The organism is Peribacillus huizhouensis (genome assembly GCF_014138605.1).
GTDB lineage: Bacteria > Bacillota > Bacilli > Bacillales > DSM-1321 > Peribacillus > Peribacillus huizhouensis.
The window spans coordinates 69713-84019 of record NZ_JACJHX010000014.1; the positions used below are offsets into that span (position 1 = coordinate 69713).

Consider the following 14307-nt stretch of genomic DNA (forward strand, 5'->3'; position numbering starts at 1 on the left):
TCTCAACTTGGTTTTTTACAATGTACTTTTTCTCACGACTAATTCCGTTTTAATTTTATAGGAAGTCGTTTGTTCACCTGCTAATTTTTTGACTAGTTTTTGGACGAGTATTTGTCCAATTCTTTCAAAATCTTGTTCCACAGATGTTAATTCAGGAAAAACTTCCGTACAAATGGGCATATTTCCAAAGCCGATGACACTTACTTTGTCGGGACACGGAATTTGATATTTATTGATCGCTTTAATGGCTCCTAATGCTGAGAAATCAGAAGATATGATTAAACCATTTGGTAAAGTATCATTTTTGAAATGTTTTTCTACATACTGAAAGACGTCAGTACTGTTGGACAAGTCAGTGATAATCCTATTCGGTTCAAAAGGGATATGATTATCTAAAAAAGCTTTGTGAAACCCTTTTATTTTTTCATCATGGGTAGGCCAGTTTGGATTATCTAACAATAAATGAATGTCGGACATACCAGACTTGAATAAATAGTTTGCGGCAAGATAGGCTCCAGTTTCATGGTCCGTTCCCACATACGTAAATTTATCATTTTTTCCGGATACAATAACTGGAACACCTAATTTTTCTACTTCTTCTAGTAATGCATTGTTGCGTGGGGAGTTTAGGACAATCATTCCATCATAATACCCTTTTTCTAAAACTCCCATATAATTGGACTCTAATTCATCTAAGTTATTTACTAATACGACTTTGTATTTTTCATTGTTTGCTTCTTTGATAATGTTATTAATAATAATGCTTGTTCTTTGGACAGGATAATTGTCTCGATCGATGTCAGACACAACAAGAATTTGAAACGTTTTGTTTTGTGACAATCCTTTTGCATAGTAATTCATCGTATAATTAGTTTCTTTTAAAACTCTTAAAACTTTTTCCTTTGTTTCTTTCCTTACACCTGTTTCGTTGTTAATCACTCTTGAAACGGTTTTAAAGGAGACATTAGCAAGCTGTGCAATATCACGTAATGTATATTTTTTTTCCAATTTATCAATCCTCACTTAATTAACAATATTCCTATGTTCACTATATCATAAGTGACCTATTATGACACCGGTGTCTAAGTGTTTTTACCAAATCTTAAAATAAAGGGGATTCAAATTTACATTATAAAATTAACCGAAGTCATCCAGACTTTTACATCTTGGATTATTCATTTAAATTACCATAGTCTTCAAGAATTCACTCAATAAATACCTATCATTTAATAAGAAGAGAATCGGATATAATTTTCATTTTAGGAACAAAATAGAGGATTCTAGAACGTGAATCTGAAGTAATTTGGATACTGAATAAGGATTTCTTAAAAAATAACATTGTATAAAAATTAATATATATGTATAATTATTTTTATTTAAAATCTGATGTACTACTTTTAATTCTGAAAGGAAATACAAGTAGATTTTACAAAAGAATCTTCACAAACCACATATGGTGATACATGAGTAATAGTAGGGTTAAGGAGGAAATGAGTGAGTAAACTGGTAGTTAATCAAACAAAAGAGCCAAAAAATATCAATGTATATGTCTTAATGTTTTGTCTCATTATAGTATCGGCAATCTTAACATATCTCGTTCCAGCAGGGCAATTTGAAAGGACAGAGGTTGATGGGCGTAGTGTCATTCAACCAGAAACGTTTCAAAATGTTGATGGAAATCCAGTTGGGCTTTTAGACATTTTCAATAGTATTCATAGCGGCATGGTACAAGGTTCAAATATTATTTTCTTTGTTCTAATTATTGGTGGAGCATTTGGAATTCTTTCTGCGACTAAAGCGTTAGATGCATTTATTGCTATGCTTTCAGTCAAAATGGCGAACCGTGAAAAACTAATTATCCCTGTGCTTATGTTGTTTTTTGCTGCAGGTGGTGCATTAATGGGAATGTCAGATGAAACCATTGTGTATGTCGCGATTCTAGTTCCAATGGCGATTGCATTAGGGTTTGATGCCATTACAGGCTATGCTATTGTCACTCTTGGTGCGTCCGTTGGCTTTACTGCAGCTGTGATGAATCCGTTCACGGTTGGTATTGCTCAAGATATTGCTGAACTCCCAACATTTTCAGGGATGGGTTTCCGTCTTATCGTATTTGTTGTCTTATACTTGGCAGCCGTTATCTATGTTTATCGTTATGCTGGAAAAGTAAAAAGCAATCCTTCACTTGGGTTTTACGGGTACTATAAACAAGAAAAGAAAGAGGCTCTTTTACACGCTAACACAAAAATGGAAACGAGACACAAACTAGTGTTAATCACTTTTCTCTGCAATTTTGTTGTCCTCGTATTCGGTGTTATTAAATTAGGTTGGTATATTACTGAAATTGCTGGTTTGTTCTTATTATTTGGAGTAATTATGGGCCTTATTGGAAAATTATCTCCCTCTGAAATTGCTGATAACTTTATTAAGGGAGCAGGCAGCCTAATTGGTGCGGCTGTGATTATCGGACTGGCACAGGCGGTTTTAGTGGTTTTTGATACAGCGGGACTAATGGATACAATCCTTTACTATTCTTCACAAGCGATTGATGCAATTCCTGCTTCTATGACTGCTGTGGGGATGTTATTCTTTCAAATAGGGTTAAACTTTCTAGTTCCATCTGGGAGTGGACAAGCAGCATTAACGATGCCACTAATGGCTCCATTATCGGACTTAGTTGGTGTTACAAGACAAACAGCTGTCCTTGCATTTCAATTCGGCGATGGAATTTCAAATATCATCTTTCCTACAAGCGGCTATTTGATTGCTGGTCTAGCAGTTGCCGGAATTCCTTGGGGGAAATGGATTAAGTGGTTGCTGCCCTTTTTCTTCATTCAAATTGGAATTGCCATTATCGCACTTATGATTGCGCAGTGGATTCATTATGGACCGTTTTAAACAAAGGAGGAAATTTTCTTGCAAAATATCTATGTAGATGAGCATTTAATTAAACAAGCGATTGAAGATCGTCGCTTTTTTCACCAACATCCCGAGTTATCGGGAGAAGAATTCGAAACATGTGCCTTTATTCGTAACAGACTTGAAGCATTAAAAATAGAAATATTAGATTTCGAACCACCTAGTGTGATTGGTTTTATTAAAGGGACAAAAGGAAACAAAACGATCGCGTTAAGAGCAGATATCGATGCTTTGCCGATTACAGAAGAAGGGGATAAACCTTATCTTTCAAAAAATCCTGGGGTAGCGCATATGTGCGGGCATGATGGTCATACAGCAACATTGTTAGCGGTAGCCGAATGGCTATCGATAAAAGGAAATGAAGTCGAACCAAATATTGTCCTTATTTTTCAATCAGCCGAAGAAATTACCCCTAGTGGAGCAGATAGGCTCATTAAACAAGGAGTATTAGAAAATGTCGATGCAATTTTCGGGATTCATTTGTGGCAAGGGATGGAAAAAGGGAAAATCGGTTTAACACATGGACCGATGATGGCGTCAATTGATGACTTTGAGATCATGATTCAAGGTTCAGGCGGACATGGATCAATGCCCCATGAAACTGTTGATCCGATCTATGTGGCGACACATGTGATTCAATCTTTACAAAGCATCATTAGTCGGAAATTAAATCCAATCGATTCTGGTGTTATTTCAGTTGGAAAGATAGAAGCGGGGACGACATATAATATTATCCCAGATACCGCGAAATTAATTGGTACGATAAGGGCATTGACGCCGGAAGCTGTTGCTACGCTGCAAAACAAAATGGTTCAACTTACAGAAGGGATTTGCAAGGCATTTGATGCAAAAGGTCAAGTAGATTTTATCATCGGAACGCCGCCGCTTGTTAATCATGCTAAAGAATCTCACTTCGTTGAGTCAGTCATTCGCCAATCTTTTGGTGATGATGTATTTGAGTTAGTTGATCCGGTGATGGGTGGCGAAGACTTCTCTTATTATTTACAAAATAAACCGGGCGCGTTTATCTTTGTAGGTATGGGTGGAGAGAAAAGTATGTATCCGCACCACCACCCTAAATTCGATATTGATGAAGAGGTTATTCCAGATGCGATTAAGCTATTTATCGAAATCGCTAAAAAATATCAGTGATCGAGAACCTTGTATTTGCTCAAGATCTAATAATATTCATAAAACAGGACAGCTCATCGTAGCTGTCCTGTTTTATTTCAGTTAAATGGAGAGTAACAGATACGAACTGAGGAAAGTTTCATTATATGACGAAGCTCATTAAGTGCTTAATGAAACCTATCAGGTACTTATGTAGTAATTCATAGGAAAATAAAAAGAAATTTTTTCTACAATTATGAAAATTAGTGAAAATTATTTACATTATGTTAGTAATGTGTTAAATTTCATTTGAAAGCGCTAGCAAAACAGGTGTTAATGCTTGCGAACTTCAAAGTATACATAGAAAAGGAGCATAGTTATATGATAGTTGATCATATTACTAATTACGATTTATACAAAGGAAGCAATGAAAGGATTGATAAAGCCTTTGCTTTCATTAAAAGTATGAACTTTGACGAACTCATACCAAAAACGTATGAAGTAGAAGGAGAAGAACTTTTTTTCAATGTACTTGAATATGAAACAACAAATGTGGAAAATCGATTTTGGGAATCCCATAAGAAATATATCGATATTCACTATTTATTAGAAGGAACCGAATTCATAGGATACGAGCAATTTGAAAGAATGAGAATTAAAGAGAATTATAATGAAGAGAACGATTATTTTCTGTTGGAAGGTAGTTTGCACTCTAAAGTACGACTCCAACAGGGCGATTTTATGATTTGTTATCCGGAAGATGTTCATATGACTGGAATAAAGGTCGATGAACAGGAAAAGGTCAGAAAACTTGTTTTTAAAGTGAAAATTTAAGAGGAGTAATTATGGATATTAAAGATAAATTAGCGGTAGATGTATTAGTCGTAGGGAGCGGTATAGCTGGATTGAAGGTTAGTATTGAACTGGCTAAAGAAGGGAAAAGCGTTTTAATGTCAACCAAAACCCAGCTTTGTTCTGGTTCAAGCTTCTATCCTCTTAAAGCCTCTTTAGGAACGCAAGTAACGAAAAATGACGAGGACAAGGATCTGTTTTTACAAGATATAGAAGACGTCAGTCATAATATGCACGATAAGGATATGGCGAAAATCTATATTGAGGAGATTAAAGATCGAGTCGATGAGTTTGAAGAAATTGGGATTCAGCCTTATAAGCTTTCAGATAATCGAAAGGCATGCTTTGCCAATCATGGTCGAACGATTTATATGTTAAGAGATTGGAATAAGATAAGGGAGAACGTCACGGGAATTTTAGAAAATTACTCAAATGTAACGGTAATGGAAAGATCTGTCGTTATCTCTTTGATAAAGAGAAATGACAAGATTATCGGTGCCTTTCTTTTGGATAAAAACAAGGAATTAATTTTGATACAATGCAAGGCAGTCGTATTAGCTTCAGGAGGTTTCGGAAATATTTATAAGCATAATTTAAATCCTAATGACGTGGATGGTTCCGGACATATTCTTGCCTTAGAAGCTGGAGCTAGCTTGCTTAACTTAGAATTCATCCAGTTTATCCCAGGTTTTACAACGCCAAAATATAAGACGTTGTTTGGAGAGCACACTCTAAATTATTGTGAAGACTTTGTTGATGATAGTGGAAATAGTATTTTAGATGAAATTCTTCCTGAGGGGCTATCAAAAGAAGAGTGCTTGGAAGTTAGAAGTACACATGGGCCTTTTACGAACTCGCTCGTGTCCAAATACTTTGATATAGCTATGATGAAACAGATTATGAAGACGAGAAGTGAAGAAGGTTTTGAATTAATTTATAATAAGGCACTCTATGAGAATGAAAGTGATTTTTACACGATTTATTTAAATTGGTTGACTGAGCGGGGAATCAATCTTTTAACGGATCAGGTAAAAATAGCTCCTTTCGCCCATGCGAGTAATGGTGGAGTACAGGTTGATCATTTCGGAAAAACAAATGTAGCAGGACTCTATGCTGTAGGCGAATTGGCTGGAGGAATTGAAGGAGCTAATCGACTCGGTGGCAATTCTACAGGTGCATGTATGGTGTTTGGGAAGAGGGCTGCAAAGGATTGTCTAGCATATATAAATGAAAACTCATTTATAGAAATTGATTCACAAGAAGAGCTCAATAAATTAAACGAATCTATGAAGCATTTTTCTGTTCATGTCGATCATTCTTTGACACCTAATGAAGTGATTGATTCGATTAGAGACATTATGTGGTTTAACGGAAATGTTATCAGGGATGAACAAAATCTTCTCTCTGCTATTGAAAAGATTGAAGAATTAAGGAAATCCTTTAATATCAGTCAATTTGTTGATAATGTAAAGGATCGGAAAAGCGCTTTTAAAGCTAGGAACTTCATCATGCTGTCCAAAATTCTTTTACAGGCCATGCTTGAAAGAAAGGAAAGCAGAGGCGCTCATTATCGAGAAGACTATCCATCAGAGGATGAAAGATTTAATAAAAGGTTGTTCATCTCTTTAAATGATCATGAACTTAAACTTGAATTTAAATAAAATAAAGAGCGTACAGTGGCTTTTCATTACGTGTATTCTGACTAAGGAGTCAGGTGATCATAAATATCAAAAATTTTTACATGATAATCAAAGAAATTTTTTTCAAAATAATCATAAAATGAAGAAAATTATTTACAATGATTTATTGGTATGTTATATTTCGTTTGTAAGCGTTAACACGAAAGGGGTCTATCTAGGGTGGAGAGAAAATTGGAATTAGAAAAATTTAAAGGGATTATTCCTGCTTTTTATGCTTGTTATGATGATGCTGGGGAAGTATCAGAGAATAGAACGAAAGAATTTTGTAACTATCTCTTTGAAAAAGGGGTCAAAGGACTTTATGTAGGAGGAAGTTCTGGAGAGTGCATTTATCAAAACCTTGATGAAAGAAAAGCGACATTAAAGTATGTTTCAGAAACGTTAAAAGGAAAGCTTACTTTAATCGCTCATGTAGGTGCACCGTCTACTAGAGAAAGCGTTATATTGGCAAAGTATGCCGAAGAATTAGGATATGATGCGTTATCGGCAATTCCACCAATCTATTTCAAGCTACCTGAAAGCTCAATTGATAAGTATTGGTCAGAGATTATTGATTCAACAGACTTACCTTTTATTATTTACAATATTCCTCAAACGACAGGGTATAGCCTTTCTATGAATCTATTTAAGAAAATGCTAGAGAACAAAAAGGTTATTGGCGTAAAGAACTCCTCGATGCCTGTCATGGATATTGAAAGATTTAAGGCTTGTGGCGGAGAAAATGTAATCGTATTCAATGGACCGGATGAGCAATATGTTTCTGGAAGATTGATCGGTGCTGATAGTGGGATAGGTGGAACGTACGCGGCAATGCCTGAACTTTTCTTACAGGCTGAAGAGTTTGTTTCTTCTGGTAATTTTACAGATGCAAGAAGAATTCAAACAGATATTAATGACATCATTATCGCTTTATGTTCACTAAATGGGTCTATGTACTCTGCGATTAAAGAATTATTAAAATTAAGAGGTTTAAACATTGGTAGTGTAAGAGGACCGCTTGAGGAAGTATCAGGAGAAGATTTATTCAAAATAGAAGGAATTAAAGAGTCGATTGATCAAGCTATTCTAAAATATAGAAGGTAAGGATATGAAAAAAAGAATCGTTTGCTTTGGAGATTCAAATACATGGGGCTTTGATGCTAGAACGATGAAAAGGTTTTCAGATGGAGTTAGATGGACAAGTCTTTTAGGAGAACTATTAGGAGACGAGTTTCAAGTAGTAGAAGAAGGACTATCGGGGAGAACGAGTGTAGTCGATGATCCTTTATTTGAAGGATTAAATGGTTATTCCTATATCCATCCATGTTTAATGAGTCATGCACCTCTGGAACTAGTGATTATAATGCTCGGCACGAATGACACCAAGGAAAGATTTCATTTAACTTCTTTTAATATCGCCCAAGGAATAGCTAGACTGTCACTGAAGGCGAAGAATACGCCAGTCGGTGAAAATGGCAGGTTTCCAAAAGTACTGGTCATTGCCCCACCGCCAATTGGTAAGGAGTATTATGACACGGACATAGGAAAGTCAATGGGAAGAGAATGTGATCGTAAATCGGACGAGCTAGCTGTACATATAAGCGGACTTCTACAGGCTCAAGGAATTGAGTTTCTAGATACAAAAGGTTTAGTTCCGATGAATCAGATTGACTTTATGCATCTTGATGAGGAAGGACATAAGAAATTATCAGAAGTTGTTTTTCACAAAGTTAAGAGATTGATTTAGTAACGACATTTAAAGGGGGATTATGTATGTTTAAGAAACGATTTCTTGCTTCAATCTTGAGCGTAGCGCTCATACTCGGAGTACTTGCGGGGTGTGTTGGAAAGGAAACAAGTAAATCTTCGGGGAAAAGTTCAAGTGATGAAGTTCAAATTTCAGTTTGGTTAACTCCGCAGTGGAAGGGAGTTCTAAATGCATCTGAAGATGGTGCTGATTATGATAGCTTCTTTAAACATGCGGCAGAAAGATTCGCTGCTGAGTACAAAGATCATAAAGTAAAAGTGAATGTAGAGGTCGTTGCAAGTGACCAACGAGATGAACTAATCAACGTAAATCTTAACGGTGGAACTCCTCCAGATATCTTTTTTGAGAGCGTTTTCGCTATGGGGGACTATGCACATAGAGGTGCTTTAGTACCGTTAAATGACATTGTTGATGAAGATGCTAAAGCGGACATTGCACAGAATTTCTGGGATAACGTTACTTTCGGTGATGACATTTACTTCTATCCATTTTCACATAACCCAGGAACATTAGTTTATAATGCGGATATGTTAAGAGATGCAGGACTAGAAAAGTATATTGGTGAAGAAAATGAAATTAAAACATGGACTCTAGCAGAGTATGAAAATATTCTTTATGGTCTTAAGAAAGATTTACCTAAGAACAAATATTCAAATGCATTCCCAATGGCATTATTTGCACTAAATAATCAGGGGGATACTTGGAACCTTGCTTACCTAAGAATGTTTGGCAATAAGTTCTTTGATGAAAAAGGAAATATCATCGTTGGTGATAAAAACGGGGCTAAGGCGGCAAATTGGTTAAAGAAAATCTATGATGATGGTTTAACGAATCCAGGTGCTGAATCTGTTTCTTCAAATGATGCGAACGCAATGTTCCAGAATCAGCAACTAGGTGTTAGCTTCACAAACTCCATTTTATTTAATAATGCAAAGGCTGACATGGAATCTGGCAAAGCTCCTAAATTTGATATGAGACTTGCTAATATTCCTTCTGAAAGTGGCGATCCATTAACATTTACGTATGTAACAGGTGCGGCTATTTTTGATACGAAGGATGAAACAAGAATTAAAGTGAGTAAGGATTTTGTTAAATTTATCTCATCTGACCCAGAGCTAGTGAAGGCTTCTAAGAATGGTGTACCAGTTAGATCATCTGTTGTTGAGGAGTTCAAGGGGGAAAATCCTTTATTCGCTGCCTATACAGCTAATGATCAATTCATGTTCAACTTCACAGGAAATGTACCAGGATACAATCAATTAAGACAAGTTCTATACCCAGAACTGCAAGCTCTATATACTGGTGAAAAAACAGCAGATAAGGCAGTTAAGGACTATCAGTCAAAAGGTAATAAAATCATTGAAGATGCAAAAGCAGACTCAGTAATATATAGCAAATAGTTCTAAAGAGTATATGACTTTACCAAGAGTTGTCTCATAACGAAAGGGGCTAAACCCTGCATCTACTAGTAGAATGTGAGGTCAGCCCCCTTCTATAGACAAGCTCTTGAAGAAAGGTAAATGATACTAATGAAATTAAAAAATGAATCTTTTAAAGAAAATATAACGGGATATCTGTTTATAGCTCCACAGATGTTACTATTTTTAGTATTTTTAGTGTATCCGATCATTGAAGGAATCAGACTAAGCTTATATAAAATAAACTATCAAACTGAAACATTTATTGGTTTTGGAAACTATCAAAGATTATTTAGTGATCCAGTATTTGTTCAGTCTACCTTTAATACGGTAATATTCGTAGTATTTATTGTTGCGTTAACAGTGATCTTTGCTCTTTTTGTATCCACGGCTATTTTTGATAAAAATGCAAAATATGTATCTTTTATAAGAGGTGCCTATTATATTCCAGTAATGGTTTCCATGGTTGTAATGAGTATGGTTTGGAGCTTTTTATTGAATCCTGCTAATGGACTTATCCCGTTTGTAGCTAGACAAATGGAGCTATCAACGGTTAATTTCTTAGGTGATAAGAGCTGGGTGTTGCCAGTTATTATTTTCGTAACATTTGCCACGAATGTCGGACAGGCAATCATCTTATATATCGCTTCTTTGATAGGCGTTCCTAAAGAGCTTTTCGAAGCGGCTGAAGTCGATGGTGCAAGTAGAATGAAAATCATTTTTAAGATTCTCATTCCAATGGTTAAACCAACAACCATTTACATCATCATTATGAATATTATTGCTGTGCTGAAGATATTTGTTGTTATTCAGTTATTGACCGGTGGAGGACCGAACAATTCCTCTACAACTCTTATGTACTACTTGTATAACAATGCATTTAAGTATAATCAGCTTGGTATTGCTTCTGCCGTTGGTGTGATTATGTTCTTAATTACTTTAGCTTTATCTATTCCACAGCTAAGAGCTATGCTTAAGAAGAATTAGAGGTGAGAGAGTATGTTTGGAAATAAGAACAAGAAAGAAAAACTGGATATCATCACGAATTCCATTGTGTTATTTTTTGCTATTTTAAGTCTTTTCCCTCTTTATTGGCTTTTGACTAGTTCCTTTAAGAACAGCGCAGATGTTGTGAAAATGCCACCTGATTGGTTTCCAAAAACCTTTACCATGAGTAATTATGTAGACGTTTTCAATAATCAACCTGCTTTACTATGGGCATATAATAGTATAGTTGTAGCTTTAGTTGCGACAATTGCCTTAATCATCGTAAGCTCCCTTGCGGCATATGCCTTTTCAAAACTTAAGTTTAAAGGGAAAAATATCATCTTCATCATTTTTATTTCAAGTCTGATGATTCCGAAAGAAGTAATGATCGTTCCTTTGTTCAGAATCATTCAAAATTTTGATATGGTAAATACTCTTAGTGGGATGATCTGGCCAAACGTAGCAACTGCTTTCGGAGTATTTTTACTTAAAGGCTTCTTTGACAGTATCCCAGATTCTTTAAGAGAAGCTGCAAAAATTGATGGGGCAAGTGAATTTAAAATCTTTTATAAAATTTACTTACCGCTAGTTAAGCCTGGTATTGGTGCATTATTTATTCTGAACTTTGTTCAAGTTTGGAATGACTATTTGTGGCAGCTAATCGTTGGACAAGATGCAACTTCAAAAACTTTAATGGTAGGGATTGCAACCTTAATGCAAGACCTCAATCCAAACTTTGCTTATAAGATGGCTGGTGCTACTGTTGCAGCGGTTCCGATGCTACTTATATTTATTTTCTTCCAGAAGTATTTTACAAAAGGGATTACGATTGGTGCAGATAAATAATAATTTACAATGTGGGGATGAATACGTATGAACAAAAAACAGCAAGTATTTGATCGAGTTAAACGAGAACTGATTGTTTCATGTCAGGCACTAGAAGAAGAGCCTCTTCATAGCCCATTTATTATGGGCAAGATGGCTTATGCCGCGATGCTTGGGGGAGCAAAGGGAATTAGAGCAAATAGTGTTGAGGATATTAAAGTAATTAAAGAGACGGTTGATTTACCGATTATCGGAATCATTAAAAAAGATTATGAAGGATCTGCCGTATTCATTACGCCAACTATTGAAGAAATAGATCAACTCTATCAAGTTGGAGTAGATATTATTGCAATAGATGCAACAAACAGGGTTAGACCTGATGGGAAGACGATAAGTGAAGTGTTTCCGATAATTAGAGAAACGTATAAAGATCAGTTATTCATGGCTGATTGCTCTACTTATGAAGAAGCGAAAGAAGCTTATGAATTAGGGTTTGATTGCTTAGGTACAACCTTGAATGGTTATACAGAATATACGAAAGGCAGTAGTTTACCTAATTTTGAATTAATTGAACGTTTAGTTAAGGACTTTCCAATTCCGATCATTGCTGAAGGTGGGATTTGGACGCCTGAACAATTAAAACGTATTTTTGATTTAGGTGTTCATACAGCAGTAGTTGGAACAGCGATTACTAGACCAATGGAAATTACGAAAAGATTTATGAATGCCATTAAACCTGAATAGTAGTAGAAAATGTTTTAGTATAAATCCCCGGATGTCTCGAGGGATGGATACTGTCTATGTATTCGTAAAGGATGAATAAAATGAGAATATTAGCAGCAGATATTGGTGGAACATCTATTAAACTTGGTATGTCAGATGAAAAAGGAAATATTGAAGCTTTTAAAGAATATGATACAGAAAGTAAAAAAGGCGGAGAATATATCGTTGAAAAATTGATTCAGATTATCAAGGGTTACGAAGGGTTTGAAGCCATTGGAATCAGTACTGCGGGGCAAGTTGATCGTGTAACAGGATCGATTATTTACGCGAATGATAATATTCCTAACTATACAGGCACTAAATTAAAGACGATTTTTGAGGATGCATTTCATGTTCCAGTTGAGGTGGAAAATGATGTGAATGCAGCAGCTTTAGGAGAGGCGCATTTTGGTGCGGGGAAGGCCTATAAAGATTTTCTTTGTTTAACATATGGGACTGGGATTGGTGGTGCCATTATTATGAACTCTAACATTTACAAGGGGAATAATGGCGTTGCAGGCGAATTTGGGCATATCGTTACTCACCCACTAGGCAACCATTGTAATTGTGGCAAGTTAGGATGCTATGAAACATATTCATCTACTACAGCGTTAGTAAGAAAAGCAATGGAGCTTGACAAGAGTTTCATAAATGGTAGAGTCATTTTTGAGCGAGTAAATCAAGGTGACAAAGAATTGGAAAAGATTGTTCATGATTGGATTTTTGAAGCGGCTTTAGGGCTTACATCTTTAATTCACATCTTTAACCCACCAGCAATCATAATTGGTGGAGGAGTTATGGAACAGGAGAAACTTGTAAAAATGGTTTCGAGTAAAGTAAAAGAGCTTATAATGGAAAGTTTTTCAGATGTTCATATAATGAAGGCATCGCTAGGAAATAAAGCCGGTATCCTTGGTGCAGTTTCGCTTCATTTACAAGGAGATTACTAGAAGAGGTGTTTAATGAATAAGACTGATATTTTTCCGCTCATTCACGCCAGATACAATTCATTTACAAATACGGAGAAAAAAGTAGCTGACTATATCCTTGAACATACAAAGGAAGTCATATACATGTCGATCACAGATTTAGCTGATGCTTGTAGTGTCGGTGAGTCTAGTGTATTTAGATTTTGTAAAACGATGAAACTAAAGGGGTATCAGGAATTTAAAATTGCTTTAGCTCATAGTATTTCACATGATGATGAAACTCCACAGCTTTCTGGTCAGATTAATATCCAAGATACAATTGAGGAGATTTCATCCAAGATATTAACAACAAATATCAGTGCGCTTACAGAAACCTATAACAATATGAATAATGATGCTATTATTCAATCTATTGATAGTATGATTAAGGCTGAAAGAATTCATTTCTTTGGTGTAGGTGCTTCATTAATGACAGCTATGGAAGCTAAAAATAAGTTTATGAGAATCTGTAACAAAACAGAGTGTGCAATTGATTCTCATCTGCAAATTATGTCAGCAGCATTAATGACCGAAAATGATGTTGCAATTCTTATTTCTTATTCAGGATCAACTAAAGATATGATTGAAGTAGCAAAATGTGCAAAGGAAAGAGGAGCCAAGATTATTGTCATCACTCGATTTGCCAAATCACCTTTAACAAATTATTCAGATATCACTTTGCTTTGTGGTGGAAACGAAGGTCCTCTTCAAGGGGGAAGTTTATCAGCAAAAATATCACAGCTATACTTATTAGATATTCTATATGCAGAATTTTTTAATCGAACATATGAGGACGCTGTCATTAATAAAGAAAGTACGGCAAAGGCAGTTATTTCTAAAATGCTCTAAGAGTATCTAAACGAGCAAAAGCACTGGCAAACGCCATTATGTGAGATGACGGGACAATTTCCTAATAGAACAGATCATAACAATTTGTGCTTAGGCTATTTGGGGTGTTCCTTTGATTCGGGAAGCCTTTTTTATTTCTACTTGATTAGTTACGACCTCGAAAAAGGAAA

The 14307-nt window shown here is 35.6% G+C and carries 13 protein-coding genes; 12 read left to right on the top strand and 1 reads right to left on the bottom strand.

The annotated features are described in order from the left end of the window. Window positions 1-15 precede the first annotated feature (15 nt). Window positions 16-1008 carry a LacI family DNA-binding transcriptional regulator gene (locus tag HNP81_RS18180; RefSeq protein WP_182503551.1) on the bottom strand — a complete coding sequence of 331 codons (993 nt, stop codon included), beginning with the start codon at window positions 1006-1008 and terminating at the stop codon, window positions 16-18. A gap of 486 nt (window positions 1009-1494) precedes the next feature. Between HNP81_RS18180 and HNP81_RS18185 the strand changes: the two genes are divergently transcribed. The 12 genes from HNP81_RS18185 (at window position 1495) to HNP81_RS18240 (ending at window position 14137) form a co-directional block, all read left to right on the top strand. Continuing rightward, window positions 1495-2898 (top strand): YfcC family protein, encoded by a 1404-nt coding sequence (locus HNP81_RS18185; protein WP_182503552.1) that lies wholly within the window; start codon window positions 1495-1497, stop codon window positions 2896-2898. An 18-nt stretch (window positions 2899-2916) separates the two neighbouring features. Further along, on the top strand, window positions 2917-4071 hold the full coding sequence (locus HNP81_RS18190) for a M20 metallopeptidase family protein (RefSeq protein WP_220478632.1): 1155 nt from the start codon (window positions 2917-2919) through the stop codon (window positions 4069-4071). A gap of 339 nt (window positions 4072-4410) precedes the next feature. Next, window positions 4411-4863, top strand: coding sequence for a NanQ anomerase/TabA/YiaL family protein (locus tag HNP81_RS18195; protein ID WP_028390130.1), 453 nt, complete (start codon window positions 4411-4413; stop codon window positions 4861-4863). An 11-nt stretch (window positions 4864-4874) separates the two neighbouring features. After that, window positions 4875-6542 carry an FAD-binding protein gene (locus HNP81_RS18200; RefSeq protein ID WP_182503553.1) on the top strand — a complete coding sequence of 556 codons (1668 nt, stop codon included), beginning with the start codon at window positions 4875-4877 and terminating at the stop codon, window positions 6540-6542. A gap of 210 nt (window positions 6543-6752) precedes the next feature. Beyond that, the gene (locus tag HNP81_RS18205; RefSeq protein WP_182503554.1) at window positions 6753-7664 is read left to right on the top strand and encodes a dihydrodipicolinate synthase family protein; all 912 of its coding nucleotides are present in this window, start codon (window positions 6753-6755) and stop codon (window positions 7662-7664) included. Between the two features lie 4 nt (window positions 7665-7668). Then, window positions 7669-8307 (top strand): GDSL-type esterase/lipase family protein, encoded by a 639-nt coding sequence (locus HNP81_RS18210; protein ID WP_182503555.1) that lies wholly within the window; start codon window positions 7669-7671, stop codon window positions 8305-8307. Between the two features lie 26 nt (window positions 8308-8333). Then, window positions 8334-9728, top strand: coding sequence for an ABC transporter substrate-binding protein (locus HNP81_RS18215; RefSeq protein WP_182503556.1), 1395 nt, complete (start codon window positions 8334-8336; stop codon window positions 9726-9728). Between the two features lie 129 nt (window positions 9729-9857). Then, on the top strand, window positions 9858-10733 hold the full coding sequence (locus tag HNP81_RS18220) for a carbohydrate ABC transporter permease (RefSeq protein WP_182503557.1): 876 nt from the start codon (window positions 9858-9860) through the stop codon (window positions 10731-10733). Window positions 10734-10745: 12 nt separating this feature from the next. Further along, complete coding sequence (locus HNP81_RS18225; protein WP_182503558.1) at window positions 10746-11579, top strand: carbohydrate ABC transporter permease; 834 nt, start codon at window positions 10746-10748, stop codon at window positions 11577-11579. Window positions 11580-11606: 27 nt separating this feature from the next. Continuing rightward, entirely contained in the window at window positions 11607-12302 is a 696-nt protein-coding gene (locus HNP81_RS18230) for an N-acetylmannosamine-6-phosphate 2-epimerase (RefSeq protein ID WP_182503559.1), read from the top strand. 80 nt (window positions 12303-12382) lie between these two features. Beyond that, a complete protein-coding gene (locus HNP81_RS18235) occupies window positions 12383-13270 on the top strand; it encodes an ROK family protein (RefSeq protein ID WP_028390139.1) in 888 nt (295 codons plus the stop codon). 12 nt (window positions 13271-13282) lie between these two features. Further along, entirely contained in the window at window positions 13283-14137 is an 855-nt protein-coding gene (locus HNP81_RS18240) for a MurR/RpiR family transcriptional regulator (RefSeq protein ID WP_028390140.1), read from the top strand. The last annotated feature ends 170 nt before the right edge of the window (window positions 14138-14307 follow it).

Coding starts and splice junctions, on each gene's coding strand:
- HNP81_RS18195 (WP_028390130.1), top strand. CDS start 4,411: ATGATAGTTGATCATATTACTAATTACGATTTATACAAAGGAAGCAAT.
- HNP81_RS18200 (WP_182503553.1), top strand. CDS start 4,875: ATGGATATTAAAGATAAATTAGCGGTAGATGTATTAGTCGTAGGGAGC.
- HNP81_RS18210 (WP_182503555.1), top strand. CDS start 7,669: ATGAAAAAAAGAATCGTTTGCTTTGGAGATTCAAATACATGGGGCTTT.
- HNP81_RS18215 (WP_182503556.1), top strand. CDS start 8,334: ATGTTTAAGAAACGATTTCTTGCTTCAATCTTGAGCGTAGCGCTCATA.
- HNP81_RS18220 (WP_182503557.1), top strand. CDS start 9,858: ATGAAATTAAAAAATGAATCTTTTAAAGAAAATATAACGGGATATCTG.
- HNP81_RS18225 (WP_182503558.1), top strand. CDS start 10,746: ATGTTTGGAAATAAGAACAAGAAAGAAAAACTGGATATCATCACGAAT.
- HNP81_RS18230 (WP_182503559.1), top strand. CDS start 11,607: ATGAACAAAAAACAGCAAGTATTTGATCGAGTTAAACGAGAACTGATT.
- HNP81_RS18235 (WP_028390139.1), top strand. CDS start 12,383: ATGAGAATATTAGCAGCAGATATTGGTGGAACATCTATTAAACTTGGT.
- HNP81_RS18240 (WP_028390140.1), top strand. CDS start 13,283: ATGAATAAGACTGATATTTTTCCGCTCATTCACGCCAGATACAATTCA.